19 protein-coding genes, 1 tRNA gene and 1 pseudogene are annotated in these 17,679 nt (G+C 43.4%); 8 read left to right on the forward strand and 13 right to left on the reverse strand.

The window, feature by feature from the left end; genetic code table 11:
- Window positions 1-17: 17 nt before the first annotated feature.
- The 5 genes from APA_RS15485 to APA_RS15505 all read left to right on the forward strand — a co-directional run bounded on the left by APA_RS15485 (window position 18) and on the right by APA_RS15505 (window position 4,299).
- Window positions 18-182, forward strand: coding sequence for a hypothetical protein (locus APA_RS15485; RefSeq protein ID WP_201323168.1), 165 nt, complete (start codon window positions 18-20; stop codon window positions 180-182).
- Window positions 183-186: 4 nt separating this feature from the next.
- On the forward strand, window positions 187-831 hold the full coding sequence (locus APA_RS15490; protein ID WP_201323169.1) for a type I restriction endonuclease: 645 nt from the start codon (window positions 187-189) through the stop codon (window positions 829-831).
- A gap of 14 nt (window positions 832-845) precedes the next feature.
- Window positions 846-2,549, forward strand: coding sequence for a tetratricopeptide repeat protein (locus APA_RS15495; protein ID WP_201323170.1), 1,704 nt, complete (start codon window positions 846-848; stop codon window positions 2,547-2,549).
- A 227-nt stretch (window positions 2,550-2,776) separates the two neighbouring features.
- Window positions 2,777-3,700 (forward strand): methylenetetrahydrofolate reductase, encoded by a 924-nt coding sequence (locus APA_RS15500; RefSeq protein ID WP_201323171.1) that lies wholly within the window; start codon window positions 2,777-2,779, stop codon window positions 3,698-3,700.
- Between the two features lie 80 nt (window positions 3,701-3,780).
- The gene (locus APA_RS15505; protein WP_201323172.1) at window positions 3,781-4,299 is read left to right on the forward strand and encodes a DUF3172 domain-containing protein; all 519 of its coding nucleotides are present in this window, start codon (window positions 3,781-3,783) and stop codon (window positions 4,297-4,299) included.
- 272 nt (window positions 4,300-4,571) lie between these two features.
- Here APA_RS15505 and APA_RS15510 read toward each other — a convergent pair whose 3' ends face one another.
- The 5 genes from APA_RS15510 to APA_RS15530 all read right to left on the reverse strand — a co-directional run bounded on the left by APA_RS15510 (window position 4,572) and on the right by APA_RS15530 (window position 7,317).
- Window positions 4,572-4,805 (reverse strand): DUF2555 domain-containing protein, encoded by a 234-nt coding sequence (locus APA_RS15510; protein WP_103669498.1) that lies wholly within the window; start codon window positions 4,803-4,805, stop codon window positions 4,572-4,574.
- A 24-nt stretch (window positions 4,806-4,829) separates the two neighbouring features.
- Window positions 4,830-4,921, reverse strand: a tRNA-Ser gene (locus APA_RS15515).
- 47 nt (window positions 4,922-4,968) lie between these two features.
- Window positions 4,969-5,256: an MSMEG_0570 family nitrogen starvation response protein gene (locus APA_RS15520; protein WP_201323173.1), complete on the reverse strand. Its 288-nt coding sequence runs from the start codon at window positions 5,254-5,256 to the stop codon at window positions 4,969-4,971.
- 42 nt (window positions 5,257-5,298) lie between these two features.
- Window positions 5,299-6,450 (reverse strand): MSMEG_0565 family glycosyltransferase, encoded by a 1,152-nt coding sequence (locus APA_RS15525; protein WP_201323174.1) that lies wholly within the window; start codon window positions 6,448-6,450, stop codon window positions 5,299-5,301.
- A 3-nt stretch (window positions 6,451-6,453) separates the two neighbouring features.
- On the reverse strand, window positions 6,454-7,317 hold the full coding sequence (locus tag APA_RS15530) for a bifunctional 2-polyprenyl-6-hydroxyphenol methylase/3-demethylubiquinol 3-O-methyltransferase UbiG (protein ID WP_201323175.1): 864 nt from the start codon (window positions 7,315-7,317) through the stop codon (window positions 6,454-6,456).
- Window positions 7,318-7,427: 110 nt separating this feature from the next.
- Between APA_RS15530 and APA_RS15535 the strand changes: the two genes are divergently transcribed.
- Window positions 7,428-8,588, forward strand: a complete 1,161-nt coding sequence (locus APA_RS15535; protein WP_201323176.1) for an NAD(P)/FAD-dependent oxidoreductase — start codon at window positions 7,428-7,430, stop codon at window positions 8,586-8,588.
- On the opposite strand, the gene APA_RS15540 is transcribed toward APA_RS15535, so the two are convergent.
- Both APA_RS15540 and APA_RS15545 read right to left on the reverse strand, forming a co-directional pair.
- Window positions 8,550-9,821 (reverse strand): MFS transporter, encoded by a 1,272-nt coding sequence (locus APA_RS15540; protein WP_201323177.1) that lies wholly within the window; start codon window positions 9,819-9,821, stop codon window positions 8,550-8,552. The two genes, APA_RS15535 and APA_RS15540, sit on opposite strands and share 39 nt — an antisense overlap.
- A gap of 99 nt (window positions 9,822-9,920) precedes the next feature.
- Window positions 9,921-10,583, reverse strand: a complete 663-nt coding sequence (locus APA_RS15545; RefSeq protein ID WP_201323178.1) for a pentapeptide repeat-containing protein — start codon at window positions 10,581-10,583, stop codon at window positions 9,921-9,923.
- A 286-nt stretch (window positions 10,584-10,869) separates the two neighbouring features.
- Between APA_RS15545 and APA_RS15550 the strand changes: the two genes are divergently transcribed.
- Together APA_RS15550 and gcvH are read left to right on the forward strand one after the other, a co-directional pair.
- Window positions 10,870-11,589, forward strand: coding sequence for a TerC family protein (locus APA_RS15550; RefSeq protein WP_201323179.1), 720 nt, complete (start codon window positions 10,870-10,872; stop codon window positions 11,587-11,589).
- 74 nt (window positions 11,590-11,663) lie between these two features.
- A complete protein-coding gene (gcvH, locus tag APA_RS15555) occupies window positions 11,664-12,050 on the forward strand; it encodes a glycine cleavage system protein GcvH (RefSeq protein WP_201323180.1) in 387 nt (128 codons plus the stop codon).
- A 30-nt stretch (window positions 12,051-12,080) separates the two neighbouring features.
- Here the strand turns inward: gcvH and APA_RS15560 are convergent, their stop codons facing one another.
- The 6 genes and pseudogenes from APA_RS15560 to APA_RS15585 form a co-directional block, all read right to left on the reverse strand.
- A complete protein-coding gene (locus APA_RS15560) occupies window positions 12,081-12,719 on the reverse strand; it encodes a TMEM165/GDT1 family protein (RefSeq protein ID WP_201323181.1) in 639 nt (212 codons plus the stop codon).
- Window positions 12,720-13,052: 333 nt separating this feature from the next.
- Window positions 13,053-15,719, reverse strand: a complete 2,667-nt coding sequence (locus APA_RS15565; RefSeq protein WP_201323182.1) for an ATP-binding protein — start codon at window positions 15,717-15,719, stop codon at window positions 13,053-13,055.
- A gap of 84 nt (window positions 15,720-15,803) precedes the next feature.
- Window positions 15,804-16,847: a YhcG family protein gene (locus tag APA_RS15570; RefSeq protein WP_201323183.1), complete on the reverse strand. Its 1,044-nt coding sequence runs from the start codon at window positions 16,845-16,847 to the stop codon at window positions 15,804-15,806.
- Window positions 16,848-16,860: 13 nt separating this feature from the next.
- Window positions 16,861-17,130 carry a type II toxin-antitoxin system RelE/ParE family toxin gene (locus tag APA_RS15575; RefSeq protein WP_201323184.1) on the reverse strand — a complete coding sequence of 90 codons (270 nt, stop codon included), beginning with the start codon at window positions 17,128-17,130 and terminating at the stop codon, window positions 16,861-16,863.
- A complete protein-coding gene (locus APA_RS15580; RefSeq protein WP_201323185.1) occupies window positions 17,127-17,345 on the reverse strand; it encodes a hypothetical protein in 219 nt (72 codons plus the stop codon). The genes APA_RS15575 and APA_RS15580 overlap by 4 nt, the downstream gene beginning before the upstream one ends.
- A gap of 131 nt (window positions 17,346-17,476) precedes the next feature.
- Window positions 17,477-17,679: pseudogene (locus APA_RS15585) on the reverse strand (hypothetical protein); the annotation flags it as partial.

Here is a 17,679-nt window from a genome sequence, read left to right on the forward strand (position 1 = left end):
TAACTCCGTGAGAACCAATGGAAACCTACAAGACCTACATCACCATAGAAAATCCAGAGCGAGTTGCAATTAGCCAAAAGCTCAAAGCCTTATTTAAAAAGACTCAAGCCCTACCCGAAATCAGCACAATTACAGACGCAGATATCGAAGCAGAAGTTAGTACCTATCGACAAGGACATTAAAGTTATGGTTCAACTTCTCCGAATTTCTGAAGAAACAAGCCTTGAAAAACTAGAACAAGACTTTCTTTTACAACGTAACGACGATCGCAACTTCTTTTTAGAATGGCAACAGGATCTACCAAATCTGACCGAAAGCGATCGCGAAAACTTGCAACGGATCACAGAACTTTATGAACGCATTAGTCGGCGGTCGGTGGTTTCAGAAAACATCATCAAAATGGCGATATTGTCTCCATTGCTGGATCTCGCGGGCTTTTATAGCTCCCAATTTGCGATCGCTGACGAAGAATCCATCGAAATAACCACCAATGACGGTGAAACCATCTATCGAGGACGTATTGATATTCTCGTAATTCAACAAAGTTTGTGGGTACTAGTCATTGAGTCCAAAAGTAGCAGCTTCTCCTTACACAAAGCATTACCCCAAGCCCTTGCCTATATGCTGGCTAGCCCCAACTCAACCAAAACCACCTTTGGTTTAATCACTAATGGCGGTGAATATCGCTTTTTGAAACTAAATCATCCTAATTTACCTACAGAATCACCACAATACTCCCCATCTTCTCTGTTTTCGATTTCACCCCCAGACAATCATCTTCCCACTGTATTACAAATTTTGCGTCGCATTGCCCAAATAATTGCTCCTTAAATTAGAATATTTCCATGATTGAGATTGCTGTGTTTGTTTTTCTGGGATGGATATTGTCATTGTGTTTGCATGAGTTTGGACATGCGATCGCAGCCTATTATGGGGGAGATACTTCGGTAAAAGCAAAAGGATATTTGACACTCAATCCACTCAAATATGTCGATCCTGTGGTGACATTGATTATGCCCATGATTTTTCTGTTGATGGGAGGGATTGGACTACCAGGAGCGGCGGTATACATTAATTCTAGTCAGATTCGTAACCGCATGTGGTTGAGCCTGACTTCGATCGCGGGGCCATTTGCCAGCTTGGTATCGGCGCTAATTCTAGTTGTCATCTATAAATTTAGTATTAGTCAACTATCTCAAGACAGCCTTGCAGAGCTTACTGAACTGAAATATACATCTCAGTTGTCTACTGACTTGCTTTTCAATTTATCCATGCCAGAAATCTCAAAATACTGGTTCATCTTTGGCTTGTCAATACTTATTTATTTGGAAGTATTTTCGGTAATTCTTAATCTTCTACCCATTCCTTCTCTAGATGGGTATGGCGCGATCGAGCCTTGGTTGCCGCTGTCTTGGCGGGCAAAACTAGAGCCTGTAAAAAAATATGGATTTGCGATTTTTCTGGCTTTATTTTGGTTTTTGCCCACATTTAGTAGGCAGTTCTCTCGATCGATTATGCAGCTTACGGGATGGTTCGACATTGATGCAAGCTATATCAGAACAGGGTTTACATTATTCCAACAAGCATCTACGCCTATGGCTGTAGCGATATTAGTCATATTTATCGTCATTCGTAAGCTCACGATTAAAAAACATGAAGCGCTATATGAAAGCGCTTTAGCTCATCAACGTTCGAGAAAATTAGATGCAGCTTTGAAAGATGTAGAAAAAGCGATCGCAATTCAGCCTGATTTCTCAAAAGCATTGCTGTTAAAAGCCGACATTCTTTATGAACGCCAAGATTATGTAGCAGCAGGGAGTATTTGGGAAGCTTACCTCTCTGCCCATCCTCACGATTTGGATGTGCAGCAAAACTCTATCCGCGTCTTGGGCAAGCTTGGTCGAAATGAAGAAGCCTTAGATTTATGCGATCGCCTTTTATTTGACAATCCTCATAATTCTTATATTTGGCAACTGAAAGTATGGATATTACATAATTTGCAAGATGACGAGAGAGTATTGGAGGCTTGCGATCGCGGTATCGAGATCAAGCCAGATGCGGTCTATTTTTGGACTGTAAAAGCCGAGATCTTCACAAGCAGAGAATCTTGGCAAGACGCTTTACATGCCTATCAAAAAGTCACAGAAATAGATAGAAGAAATATCTCTGCTTGGGTATCTCAATCCAAGATTTTAATAAAATTAAATCGATTAGAGAATGCTCTTGTCTGTAGCGATCGCGCTCTACAAATTGATCCGCGCGAATTAGATACACTTCACTACCACAGTTATATTCTTTGCTTACTCAATCGACTCGATGAAGCAATTGATTTTCTGGATCGTATCCTCAGAATCGATCCTAAGCGTTCAGTAGCTTTTTACAATAAAGCTTGCTGCCATGCCGAGCGCAACCAGTTAGATCTAGCGATCGCCAATCTCAAATCAGCGATTCTTTACGACAGTAGCTTGGAACTAAAGGAACAAGCTAAAACCGATGAAAGTTTTGCCAAAATTCGAGACACTTCAGAATTTCAACAATTACTGGCATGAAAGTAGCCTTGCACTCAAGTGCAGTCTAAAAGCTCAACCCCGTTGAAACGGGTTGCATAAAATTAGCAAGGTGGGCAATGCCCATCTTGCTAATTACATAGCATATTCTTTAGTCCACTTCAGTGGACTTGAGCTTTTAGCCAAGAACTTGAGTTCTTGGCTTAGCTTGTGATCGCAATAGTTTAAAATGCAGTCATTCTTAAAATTTTCTAATAGTTTTGTTTCGCATGATCGATTCGCCCCAGCCAATAGTTGAACGACCCTTTCATAAGTTTCGTAAGGCGATCGCCAATAAGGAATTTCTAATTACGGCTGAGGTATCGCCACCCAAGGGCAGCGACCCCACCCATATGCTCGCACAAACGCGATCGCTCAAAGGGCGAGTTCATGCTGTAAATATTACTGATTCTAGTCGAGCGGTGATGAGCATGAGTCCCGTCGCTGCATCAGTCTTGATCCAGCAGCAGATCGGGCTCGAAACTGTTTGTCAACTTGCCTGTCGCGATCGCAATCGGATTGCATTGCAAGGGGATTTATTTGGGGCTGCGGCGTTAGGAATTACCAATATTCTTGCGCTCACGGGCGATCCCGTAAAAGCTGGAGATTCACCCGATGCGCGATCGGTGTTTGATTACGAATCGGTGCGGTTATTACAGTTAATTCAAAAGCTTAATCAAGGATTGGATGCGAACGGCAAAGCATTGCCAAATCAAGGTACGGACTTTTTAGCAGGAGCTGCCGTCGATCCGCAGTCTCCCAGTTGGTCGGGTTTACAAAAGAGGTTTGAGCGCAAGGTTAATGCGGGGGCGCAATTTTTTCAAAGCCAATTAATTACCGATTTTGAGCGCCTCAATAAATTTATGGATCAAATTGCCAATCAATCCGATAAGCCAATTCTGGCGGGAATATTTTTAATTAAATCTGCTAAAAATGCTGTATTTCTAAATAAGTTTGTACCAGGGGTGCAGATCCCTGACCATATCATTGAGAGACTAGCCAAGGCAAAATCACCTTTACAGGAAGGTATGGCGATCGCTGCCGAACAAATCCAAACGGCGCGGCAAATCTGCCAAGGCGTACATATCATGGCAATCAAAGCTGAACACTTGATTCCAGAGATTCTAGACCTTGCAGGCGTGGCAATTATCTAACCTTAGGGAGGTTTACTTCATAAAACTTCCTAAATCTCAACACATTCGGTTAATCTAAGGAATCACCCTACCTAACATCTATGGCAAGACGTAGATATTCTTCAACCCTGAATACACCTCCCACTGAACCAAGATCTAACGGGACAACGACCAAACTGGCGATCGCAGGCGCAATTTTTGCGGTCGGTATTGGTGTTGGTATTGCCCTGTCTACGCTCAACCCTACGCCGCGTACTGTTGATGCGATTCGTTTAGACAACCTTGCCCCTAGTCGCGATTTTTGCAATAACTATGGCGCATCGGCAATGGTGATGAGTAGCCGTGTCTATGTCACACTCAACCCTTTTAACGTGTTCATCAGTCAAGCCGAACCCGTTCCAGGTTGTGTAGTTTTGCCGAATAACTGGAATGTGCTTTTACAAAAAAATGTGATTAAAGAATCAGATATTCGGCAATGTAAAGACAGGATGAATACCTTTGGCTTTACTGGTGATCTCGACAAGGCTCCCACTGTTGATTGTATTTACGAAAGTAAAAATGCTTCTGAAAAGTTTACTAACGGGCTACCAGCCTCGCCTAGTCCTAGTCCCCAACCATAAAAAAAGTGCGCTAGGCGCACTTTTTTATTCTCAATAGATCTGTAGGGTTCGTTAGCCATAGCGTAACGCACTCTCTGTCTTTGACAGTGCGTTACCAGCAATGCTCATTATGAAACCGATTTTTATAATGAGCATTGCTGGTGCGTTACTGGAAGACACCCAAAAAATAATGACGACGCTTCGCGTCGTCATTATTTTTTGGGCTGAGAGTGAAAAAAGCAAAATAAAAGGCGATGCTTTAGCATCGCCTTTTATTTTGCTTTTTTATGGATTTAGCATTCATCAAATGATTCGACATCTAATAAATGGCGGTATGGCTCGGCTAGCTCTGAGCCTTTAAAAGCTAGTGCTCGCAAAATATGCCAATCACTTAAGCTCTCAAAAGCATTGGCATAGTCATCACGTTCTAAACGATCAGCGATCGCAGCAACATCTGACGCACTAAATTTACTAGGATCGACTTCTGGAGCTTCGCCTACTACATCCTTTGAAGGGTTGTTAACCATATCGCTCTGTGACAGTCCTGTGAACGGAGAGAGAGGGATTTGAACCCTCGGTACGGAGTTACCTGCCGTACAACAGATTAGCAATCTGCCGCTTTCGTCCACTCAGCCATCTCTCCAAATTTATTAGGAATTATATCTTATCAGATACCGTGCATAATGCAACCTAATTGTTAAATTTAATGAATTTCACTTTGGGTTGCTTGCTCTGAGCGAACTTCGCCGCCTTAGCCTCGATTTCTTGCAACTGTCCCAAAGCCAATCCACAGGGAAATCCATATTTGGCTTTGACACGATCGCTAGCAATATTTAGAGCAGTCCGCGATCGCTCAACAAAATCCACGAGGTCATACTCGGTATCTGCTGCGAAATATTCTTTGACGATCAAAGATGGCGAGTAGCAAGAATCTTGAGATTCGTCTGGCCAAACGATTTGAAAACGGACTTCAGGCATAAAAGCTCCATTAGAATTAGGTTAGGCGGCGCGAAGCGCCGCCTAACCTAATTTTTGCATTTTTTTGTAATGTGCTGTGTGCATCTGAGCTGAATTTTCCCATGTATATTTTGGCAAAATGGACTGGCTAGCTTGCACTAAAGCCTGACTAACATCAGATTGCCGAATTAAGCGCATTGCCTGAGCGATCGCGTCCACATCGTCTGGATTAATCAACAAAGCTTGCTGATTAGATAAAAATTCTGTAAAGGGTGGACAGTTAGAAGTAATGACGGGGAGCCCCGATGCGATCGCCTCCATGATTACCAAACCCCAACCCTCTTTGGCGGATGGGAAGACAAAAGCATCAGCACAACGATAAAGTGCGGGTAATTCAGCATCAGTGAGAACACCTGTAATGATTAGGGATTTAGCAATATCTAGTTCCTGTGCGATCACTAGAAATTGATCGCGATAGGCTTGATAGTCAAATAATGTTGCCCCTCCTGCAATCACTAACTGAGCCTTGGGAAAGTCCACAAGAACCTGAGCAAAAGCTTGAATCAGCTTAATTGAGTTTTTGCGTGGTTCAATCCCGCCCACAGTCAGATAAATCGGTTCACCTGTCAAACCAAATTTTTGTTTGGTTTGTGATTCTGTCCCATTGCGATCGCCAGAAAATCTTTGCAGATTTACACCGTTAATCACTCTCGGCGCATGGATTTGATAATGTTCATGAATTTGCGCTTGCCAGCCTGCACTTACGCATAGACATAGCTCAGCCTCACGAATTGAGCGATTTTGACAAGCCTGTAAATAAGGGCTATTGTAATCTTCGATATGGTGAATGGTACGGATAAAGTGGGGAATGCGCCCTTGCGATCGCAAAATCGCTAAAGCATTGGCACTGATGCAGTCCTGAGCGTGATAGATACCATAATCTAGTGACGAGTTCTGCAAATAATCCACAAATTCCTGAATGCGTTGCTGAATTAGTTGATCGATTTCCTGTGGTGCAGATTGGGCGAGAATCGGCTGGAACTTACAGGATAAATGGCGCTCAAATCCCGAACCATCTTTATCTAATGCATAGATACATACTTGATGTCCTAAAGCTTGCAGTGCTTCAGCAAGTTCTAGGGTATGGATCACGCTCCCTCTAGGTTTTGTTGAGTAAGTTAGTAAAGCTATGCGTAATTTAGAAAGCTGCTGCATGGGTTATATTTTATGGGCAACATGAAAAGCCGAAATGAAAGAGAGGTTCAGGCGATCGCCATGATTTTTATGGAGGACTTCTCTCAATTTTGCAAATAGATTATTTCTATTCTCCGCAGCTAGGGCTATATAGGGTGAAAGTGTACTCAAAAGTAGCAGATAGTCATCAAGGCTATAGTTGACTTGATGAATCGCAGATTCATAGTTGACATTTTTAAAATATCCTGACTCACTGATCATCTCACTGAACTTCATAAAATCTGCTTGATGATTGGCTCTGCCCTCATGTCTGGCATATAGGGGAATAGAAGGTGCTAAGACCTCATAAATCTCATCAACCAATTGATAAGTTTCTTGATCTAATTGTGGTGGAGTATTCCATAACAAAATGAGCGATCCTTTTGCTTTCAATGCTGCTGCCGATTTGACATAGGCGATCGCAGGATCAATCCAATGCCAGGATGTTGCGGCTAGAACTGCATCAAAGCGATCGCGTTTTAATTCCCATTCTTCAAAGGCAAGATTTTGAATTTCGACATTAGGATATTCTGCACAATTGAGTTTAGCTAAGTCTGAAGCTTCTCGATTTGGCTCCAGACTCAATAGCGAAAAGCCAAGCTGAGCAAGTGGCACTGTTGCGATCCCGGGACCACAACCTAATTCTAAAATTTTGGCTTTTGGGGACAACTGAGCAAGCTGTATTGCTCGTTCAATCACAGCTTGCGGATATCGGGGTCTGACACGATTATAAGCATCAACGACTGAGCTATACCAATTCTTTCTTTCGTCTAAGTCTTTGCCAGCGTAGTCTTTTACTACTTCTGTCCAAGTTTTGTTGCTGATGTTACCTCGTTTTTCTTTACCCATTATTTTTGCCTCTACAGCAGTTTGCACATTGCTTAACTTTATAGCGATCGCCAGCTTTCAAAATATTTCGCGTAACATCAATATATAGAGAAACTCCGTCAAGGCAAAACATGAATTACGATGCGATCGCGATCGGGGCAGGGCTATCGGGCTGTAGCGCTGCCATTCAATTAGCAAAGCTGGGCTATCGCGTCCTTTTGCTAGAGCAAAGTCATTACCCGATGCACAAACTCTGTGGCGAGTTTCTATCCGTTGAGGTAACTGAGTCATTTGAGCATCTAGGAATCATGGAACAGGTTCGCAAAGTTGGCGCACAGCCGATTCATCGGGCTTACTTAACGACCTCTGGCGGTGCATCATTTCGGAGTAAGCTCCCTAGCACCGCATTAGGACTAAGCCGCTATCAACTAGACTTGATGCTATTTCAACGATCGCAAGCGGTGAATGTAACTTGTATCGATAACACCAAGGTTACGGGCGTTACAGGCAATCTCTCAGAAGGATTTACGGTGCATACGACTAAAGGAGAATTCTCTGGAAGGATCGTATTGGGGGCATTTGGTAAACGCTCATCGCTCGATCGCCATCTTAATCGGTCATTTGTGCAAAAGCGATCGCCTTGGATTGCTTACAAAGGACATTTCACAGGTGTAGATATTGCTGATGTGATCGAGCTGCATAGCTTCCCCCATGGCTATTGTGGACTATCACAGATCGAAACAGGAGAAATTAATGTTTGTTGGATTGCCCATGAACGGGTGATGAAGGAGCCAATGCATCCAGAGTTAGATATTCCTGAATCCCTAGCCAAAAATCCTGTATTAGCCGATCGCTTTCGCCATATGCAAAGAGTTTCAACTTCATTGCAAGGATTAAGCCAGATTAGCTTTGAGCTGAAAGAGAACTTTCATAATGATATTTGCATGATTGGCGATACGGCAGGGATGATTACGCCGCTTTGTGGCGACGGTATGGCGATGGCATTGCGGTCAGCGGAAATCGCTGTTCCTTTGGTCAGTCAATTTCTGGAGCACCAAATCACGGCTGTCACCTTTAAAAAACAATATGCGATCGCATGGCGTAAGGAATTTCAAACGCGTTTGCAACTGGGCAGAATCATGCATAATTGCTTTGTCCAGCCCCCCCTTGCAAATATGGGCGTGAGCCTTTGTCAAATAGTTCCTGCTTTAGGGAATTGGATTATCGGTGCAACCCGTGGTAAGCCACAGCAGTTAATCAGCAACGAGCTTACCAGTAATGCGCTCTCCTAAGGCTATGCCCACGCCTGCGGCAAGAAAAGCGATCGCTGTTAACAAAATCACGTTTGGCGTTGAGAGCATCTCCGCAGGTTTCGGAACGAGATAACCAAAAACTGCGATCGCACCCGATAGTCCTCCAAAGAACATCCCCACCGTCAATCCACTTAGGGATTTATGAACCATTGTCAGCGCAAAGGCAATCATGCCATTGTTGACCGCACTGAGACATGTGAGCATAAATAAAATGATGATAATCGTAGCGATCGCACCGTAGCCAGCCGATAACAAGCCCAAACCTGCAGCAATACAGCCCAAACTAATAATCATTAAGCGTTTGTTATCTATTAACTTCGAGACTCTACCTGTAAGTAGAGCTAACAAGCCTTGGGCAATCAGTGCTGCTCCCATTAATAGCTCAAAAGACAAACCAGTAAATCCTGTAATATCCGCTTTGATCGCCCGTGGCAACACATCCCCCATTAGCAAGCGCAGCCCTAAGCCGATCGCCGCACCAACAAACAGGACAATCGCTAAGTTGCTCCAACAAGCTCTGATTGGTAAGGGTTCATTTTTTTCTAATTTTTCTAATTCTGGATTGAGATTTTTAGGAATGTAGATCATCGCACTCCGCAATCCTGCCACACTTGCCAGCAGGACAATCGAGGCGATCGTAAAAGTCGCAGGTGCGCCCAGACTCAAAATAAATTTCGTCGCCAAAGGTCTGATCGACCCAACAAAGCCACCAACTAGCGTTAAAACACTGCCTGCCTGCGGTAATTTCGTTGCCCCTGCAAAGATACCAAGCAAGCACATGACTGGACTCCGAAAAGATGCCATGACGATCGCCCAGAGTATCGCTAGGCTGAGTAACAGTATGCGCGTAATTTCGTTGGCTCCACCAAAGATGGCAACACAGGGTAATCCAATAAATAAAGCCGTTGAGGCAATCACAGCGGCAACAATGAAGGGCATTCGTGTGCTATAACAACGCTGCCAGCGATCGGACAGACCACCAAATAATGGCTCGACGATAACCGCGATCACGTTTTCGATTACCAGTATTAGCGCTGCAAATTCTTTTGCTTGACTAGTTGGATAGCCAAAAACCTGTTCGATAAACTGCGGTAAATAGATCGCATAAGCGATCCAAGTCAAAGTCATTGCACCCTGAACTGATGCTAAGCCCCATACTTGGAGCCAACGCACTTGATCAGGCACTTGATTTGATGGTGATGCGATCGTCATTAAAAAACTCTCTAAGAAGTACTTTCTACGTCAAAAGCTCCAATAGATCCCCCTCAATCCCCCTTAAAAAGGGGGGCTGGGGGGGATCTAGCGCAATTCTTAAAACTGCATACAGCCTTGCATAGAAACTTTGCCGTCGGGCATAGTTGCACGGCAAAGATTAGCTTGACTTAGATCGACATTGGTTACATTGGCATTGGTAAGGTCAGCACGATACAAATCAGCACCCTTGAGATTTGCGCCAGTCAAATCTGCACCATATAAGCTTGCGTTTCGCAAAGAGGCATTAGCTAGATTAGCGCCGTTGAGCTTGGCATAAACCAACTCGATATCAATCAAGTTAGAGTTTTGCAAATTCGCTTCGGTTAAATCAGCATATTTCCAGCGACTATTACGAGCATTTGCGCCAGACAAATTTGCTTTAATCAAATCGCTATTAATCAAGAAAGTATTTCGCAGATCGGAGTTGCTGAGATCTGCGCCACGAAAATCAGCATAATACATGGTGCTAAAAGCCAAAGTTGCCCCAGAGAGAGAACTTTTGCGCAGATCAGCAACATCAAGAAACGATTCACGTAAATTGACCCCATTGGCAGCAATGCCACTTAGCTCGCATCGCTGACAAGTACGATGAGCCAAAAGTTCTTGGAGATGTCCAGCATTTTGCGCTTGGACGCTTGAGGCTATGCCCATTGTCATAAAGCTAGCCACAAAGGCGATAGCGATCGCAGTCACGGAGTGAGTAAAGGCTGTTGACTTCATAAAAAAGCACCTAAATTTGGCAATCCCTCTTTAATAATTATCATACGCGCCCTCTATGCAACACCGCAAAATGTAACAAAAAACTAAAAGTAATGAAGGCGCAAAGCGTCTGCATTACTTTTAGTTACTGTCGCCAGTCATGTTAGGAAATAAAACCTAAAAGAGTGTTGCGGCGCTTCGCGCCGCAACACTCTTTTAGGTTTTATGTGACAACAGTTATAGTTGATGGTCTGATGATTTTGTATACTTGTAGTATTTGTTAATGTTTTGTTATGGATAGTATTGAATGTTCGAGCAGTTTCTAGAGACAAATGGTTTGTCATTTCGCCCCGAAGTTATTCCAATTTTGGGAGTACTAATTCTGCTAGAGGCAATTCTGTCTGCGGATAATGCGATCGCCCTTGCTGCGATCGTGCGTAGTCTACCAGACCCTAAGCAAGAAGAATGGGCGCTACGTTACGGCTTAATTGGGGCATTTGTATTGCGGGTGGTATTGATCTTTACAGCAACATGGGTAATTAAATATTGGCAATTTGAACTAGCTGGCTCGGTATATCTGCTGTGGCTATCAGGAAAATTTTTCTTAGAAAAGTCCCAAGCAGGTCATGATGCACAGCATCCAGTGCGGATGGCAGATAAATTATGGCAAGTTGTCGCTCTGGTCTCATTAACGGACTTGGCTTTTTCACTTGATAGTGTGACCGCAGCAGTTGCCGTCGCTCAAGAGACTTGGCTAGTGCTGATTGGTGGTGTCGCGGGAATTATCACATTACGCTTTCTAGCAGGACTATTTATCAAGTGGTTAGCAGAATTTACACACCTTGAATCGGCAGGCTATCTGATCGTGTTACTTGTAGGTTTACGTCTATTTATCAAGGTATTTTCTGATAGCTTAGTTCCTCCCGAATGGTTGATGCTGACTTGCATCGGACTAGTTTTTATATGGGGATTTTCTAAACGTGAGCCAGTCGATGAAATTGAGGCGATCGCAGAGCAACCCAAATAATTTATAGAGAGGAGCGCTTTGCACTCCTCTCTTTTGTCTACAATAATCAAGATAGAAAAAGGGAAAATAGCCAGATGTTTGAATATCCTGATGACTTGAAATACACTAACTCCCACGAGTATATTCGGCTGGAAGATGACACCGCCACAGTGGGAATTACGGCTTTTGCGATCGATCAACTCGGTGATATTGTGTTTCTCGATCTTCCTGAAGTGGGGACAAGGGTAGAAAAAGGTCAAACCTTCGGCACAATTGAGTCGGTTAAGGCTGTAGAAGATATCTATTCCCCCGTAACTGGTACGGTGATGGAATCTAATACGGCTCTAGTCGATGAGCCTGAAATCATTGGTAATGATCCTTACGGTGCATCATGGTTGCTCAAAGTAAATATCGAAGATGCAGGCGAACTAGATGAGACTATGTCTGCTAGTGAATATCGCAGTAAGGTCGAAGGAAGCTAGAAAAAAATCGGCACTGAGTGCCGATTTTTTTTAAGCTTGAAAATAAGCAGTTACCCCAAAAACCAAAAAGAGAACGCCGCCAATTCCTGTAATTACCCGCTCAGAGATCCGCCCCGCTACTAAACGACCGCCAATCACTGCAATCACAGTGCAGATTCCATGTCCCAAAATTGCCCCAAGGGTCACAAAAATCGGATCATTTGCCGCCGCTAACGCGATCGTGCTAATTTGCGTGCGATCGCCCCATTCTGCCAAGAAAGTCATCACAAAAGCCTGTGCCCAAACTCCGATTTGTGGATAACGCGCTAAAATCTTGCCAAAAATAGGAATTGAAGTTTGTGGATTTTTCCCTGCAACGGTTTCCTCGGCTTCCTTTACGACTTCCTCGGTTGAAGTAGGCGACATTCGTACTGCATCGACAATTAGCTTTACACCGAAAATTAAAAATAAGGCGATCGCGCCATAGTGAGTGTAAGCCTTTGGTAATAGCGAGACAGCTTGTCCCAGCAGAACCGATAATACTGTCATCAATGCTAATGCTGCTAACACTGACGAAAACACGATGCGATGGTTGTAGCGCATCGACAAAATCACAGCGATAAAAAAAGTTTTATCCCCTAATTCCGAAATAGTAATTAGCAATAAACTGGCTGTAAAAGCTTGCAGCAATCTCTTAGTTCTCTACTATGATTAGATTCTATTGTAAATCATTTTGAGAGGATTGCAATGTATTTGAGAGCAAATAAAAAGGCGTGAAAACCTTGCTGGAGCTATATCACAGATAATGAGTGAACTATGAACTGATAATGAGCGAACTATGAACTGTTTATGAATCAATAATGAATCGCCTTGTTTTTTACTATGTAACTGATGTTACGTAGAACAAAGATCGTCATAATGTTTCCATGTCATCTTAAGAGAGGATTTGGAGACCAAATCCCTACATATTTGTAAAGGTAGGGGCTTGGTCTCCAAGCCCCAATCTCAGCGTTCCACGTAACATCAGTATGTAATTTCTATGTCCTTTAATCGTGGAGGTAATTCGACTGTAAATGTTGAACCTTGATTAACTACACTTTCCACAGAAATTGTGCCGCCCATCAACAAAACAAGCTGCTCGGTAATCGCTAAACCTAGCCCAGTCCCACCATGTTTACGTGTGGAAGATTGATCGACTTGACGGAATTGTTCAAAAATTGTGCGCTGGAACTCAGGCTCAATACCAATACCTGTATCTCGAACCGAGATGAGAATATTTGATGTCGCGAAAGGAGAAATCTGCACTTCTCCGTTAGATGGATTATTGGCATCTGTAATTATTTCAGGCACAGCAGGCATTTCTATGCCTGTATTTGGCATTTTCGCATAGGTTAGCTCCACACAGACTTCGCCACTATCCGTGAATTTAATCGCATTAGAAACTAAGTTGGTAATCACCTGCTTAATCCGAATCGAGTCATGATAAATCGCACAAGTACCTATATGATTTTCAAATATAAAATTGAGAGATTTGATATTAGCTAATGGTTGTAAGCTTTCGCAGGTATGGTGAATTAATTCGTCAAGATTAAAGATTTCTGGATGAGCTTCCATCTTACCTGCTTCAATTTTCGACAAGTCGAGAATATCGTTAATCAAATCCAGCAGGTTTTTGCCATTGCGAAGGATGCGCTCCACCATATCAACTTGGCTTGGTGAGAGCGCATCACGGCGTTGGCGTAATAGCACTTGAGAAAAACCAATAATCGCATTCATCGGTGTGCGTAGTTCATGACTCATATTTGCCAAGAACTGACTCTTAAGTTGAGTTGCTTCCAATAATTGAGCGTTTTGAGCTTCAATTTGATTGATTAGCTGAGCATTGCCGATCGCGATCGCAGCTTGCACACCAAAAGAAGCCAATAGATTCAAATCCTCGCGAGAACTAGCTTTCTCCAGCTGGACATGCCCGATCGCCAATACCCCCAAGCGTCCAGAACGACTAGACTCAATCGGCACACACAAAGCACTTTTAACAGGTAGATTCTCAATGAGATGTGATTCGCCTGCCTTAATCTCGACAGGAATTCCTTCTTTAAATACCTGTGCAATCAGATTTTGAGCATCTAAATCAAAGGATTCTTGCAGTGGGAAATCCTCTGGCAAGCCTTTTGCCGCTGATAACGTTAGTCGATTCTCTTTAGGGTTGTAGAGAGCAATCACACATATCTCGGCCCACATGATCGCGTCACGAGTCGCCTCTACCACTGATTCCAAAAGGACATCAAGATCTTGCAACTGCTGGTTAATCAAGTTGGTGAGACGTTGCAAAATGCTCATTCGCTTTTGCTGCTCGATCATGATTTTATTTGTCTCTTGCAGCACCTTATCGCGATAACGTTGCTCCGTAACATCGCGCAAAATCATCACACTACCAATCAGTTCTGATTCAGTGCCAACCAGCGGTGCAGCCTTAGTACTGAGGATAATTTCATTACCTTCAGGCGGACGTAAAACCACTTGATCTTCTACGACTTCTCCTGTGGACATGGCGCGGAAAACCACCAAATTCGCTAAGTCTACAGGTTCGCCATCCTGATGTCTGATGTCAAATTGTTTGACAATCTCTTCCATGGATTTCGCAATTACAGGTGATGCGGCGACACCTGCATTTAGAGCATTAAAGCTGAGAATTTTGCGCCCTGCGGAGTTGATTTTAAGAATCCGTCCCGCAGGATCGCTGAGTAATACGCCATCGGCAAGCTGCTCGAATACTGTAGTCAATTCTTCGCGCTGACGGGCGATCGTCTCAATACTCTGGGCATTACTAATTGCTGTGGCAAGACGACGACCAATCGATTGGAGAATATTCCGTCCGCGATCTGAAAGCGGTGTGAGACTAGCCAAAAATAGCACGCCCACAAGACTGCTTCTAAGCATCAGAGGATATGCCGAAAGACTCTGAGGCAATAAATCACCCACGGGAGTCCGATAAACCAGAGTCTGCCCTTTGAGGCGATCGCCTTCCCAAATAATCGCTTCTTGTAGTTGTCCTGCTTGACCAACAATCCCTTCGCCAAGGGTGATTTCCGTCAATGCTTGACTAGTTTTATAGCCCCATTCGGCAGTTAATATTAGACATCCGTCAGGACGTGAGGTCGGAATTTCCCAAAGATAAATGCTACCGAGTTGTGCGCCTGTAAGTTTACAAATTTCTTCTAAACTTGCCTTGATTAATTTGTATTGATCGGTGGTGTTGACTAAAACGCGATCGAGGGATTGCAGCGCAAACTGAATATCACGGGCTTCTAAGGTGGCGGTTTTGCTTTCGAGATGCGCTGCCATGCGATTAAATACCTTGGCAAATTCCCCAATTTCATCAGCTCGGTTTAATTGCGATCGCGCTGACAAATTACCCGTAGTTATTTCTTCCGCAGTTTCAGCTAGCTCTGTTAGTGGCGGCTGAATGCTCCGCACAATCGAGAGAGCTACAAATAACCCAGAACCTAATCCCGATGATAAAATCACGATCGCTAGCCATGTCGTAAAGGATTCTAATTCGGGCGTGCCTTGTTGGATATGCAGCAACAAGATCAATGTTGCTGTGGCTAGTAGTGAGGTACTGGTGGTCAGCCCAAAAATCAAGCGATTGACTAAACTTTCACGGCGGGGCAGGTTGGCATTGGTCATGAGGCTTTAGTTTAGTTTGGCGATCTAGTTTGATTTTAGTACTTTTAGTCAAGTTGCTTGAAGGCGATCGCCCAAGAATATAGCTCAATCCAGTTCTGATGAAGGCAATCGCCGACGTACCGAAGCGATCGCCTCTTGTAATTTTGCTTGAAGCAATTCTTTGGGTGGTAGCACGGTGAGATATTCGGCGACATGGATACCGCTTTTGTCTAGTTCTAGCAACTCAATTTGTTCTTGTTTTTTACCTGCACATAAAATGATTCCCAATGGCGGATTTTCATCACTCTCTTGATCATATTTGGCTAGCCAGCGCAGATAAAGTTCCATTTGGCTTTTGTATTCGTGGCGAAAGTTGCCGAGTTTGAGGTCGATCGCAACAAGGCGTTTGAGTTTGCGGTTATAGAACAGCAGGTCAATATAAAAGTCGTCGTTATCGATTTGGATACGTTTTTGCCTTGCAATAAATGTAAATCCTGCACCAAGTTCTAGTAAAAATTTCTCGATATCGCGCAGGATGGCATCTTCGAGGTCTTTTTCGAGGTAGCGATCGCTTATATCTAAGAAGTCTAGGATGTAGGGATCTTTTAGCAGTAAATCGGGTGATATTTTCTTGTTTTCACGTAATTGTTCTAAATCATGGCGAATGGTTTCTTCGGGTTTGCGAGAGATGGCGGTGCGCTCGAATAGCATGGAGTTAATGCGTTCTTGTAGTTGGCGAGATGACCAGCCCTCTAAGCAGCAAATTTCGATGTAGAAGTTGCGTTTTAGCGGATCATCGAAGTACATTAGGGTCTTGATGTGTGTCCAGCTTAATTGTCTCCGCAGTGCAGAGACAATTTGTTGATCAGGGAAAGTCTCTGCAAAATGAAGGCAATGTCTAAGTTGTTTTTCGCTCCAGCCTTTGCCGTAGGTTTGTGTAAGTTTCTGAGATAGGGTTGCGATGATTTGTTTGCCATATTCGGCTCGTTGACCTTGTAGTATTTCGGTTTGGATGCGATCGCCGACTTGCCAATAGAGAAGAGTGATTTCAGAATTGATGGCAACAGCAGCGCGTTGTTTGGCGGCATCAATAAGCTGACGAATTTCGCTAAATAGTGTTTGCGCTGTTTCTTGGATATTGGGAGTCATCTTGATACTTCCGCTAGAGTTGAAGTAACAACTTATCGTATTCTGCATGGGAACCTATCCAAAACCAAATAATTGTATCTTTATCCAATTGTCCAACAGCCCTATAGTTTTTACTAATCCGCACTGAATAGATTGGTAGTTCTGAATGTATTTTTTTAAATCGTAAGCTGGGATGACTTGGATCTTCTTTAAACTGAAGATACGCTTCGTAGGCTCGTTCTCTTATTTGGATGGGTAACTGAGCATAGGTTTTACGAAATGCTGTGGTGGTAATTGATTTCACAGGGTTTCTAAATCCAATTCTTGAGTTTTACCTGCATGATATTCAGACATTGCTTCTTTAGCTAGTTTTGCGAGTAGGTCTTGGGAACGTTCAAATGAATTATTCCATTGAATTTCATCTTCGAGTTCTTCTAAAATTATCATGGCGATCGCATCTTGTTGCTCGACGGATAATGTTTTTAGTTTGGTAATTGTGCGATCTAGTAACTCTGTCATGGTTTCTACGTTCCTTAGTTATTGCTGTATTTTAACTTTTATCGCTAAGCCTCGATACAATACTTCTGGTATTTGCAAAACGACTGTTTCAGCCATATTTTTAATTTTTACCGATCGCTAAGGTAGATGTGCTACTTTTGCGTGCCAATCCCATCGCAGAGATGTCTGTCGCTTTCGCTGATATTAATGTTGTAGGTTAAATAAGCGCGGACTCTATCGCAACTGCGCCCCATCAAAGCATCTAAATCCCAGCCTGTGTTACGACTCCAGAGTTTGATAATGCTGTCATCACTACCAGAAGCCAAAGTCCTGCCATCGGGGCTAAAACTCACGC

Source organism: Pseudanabaena sp. lw0831 (assembly GCF_016584665.1).
In the GTDB taxonomy this organism is placed as follows: Bacteria; Cyanobacteriota; Cyanobacteriia; order Pseudanabaenales; family Pseudanabaenaceae; genus Pseudanabaena.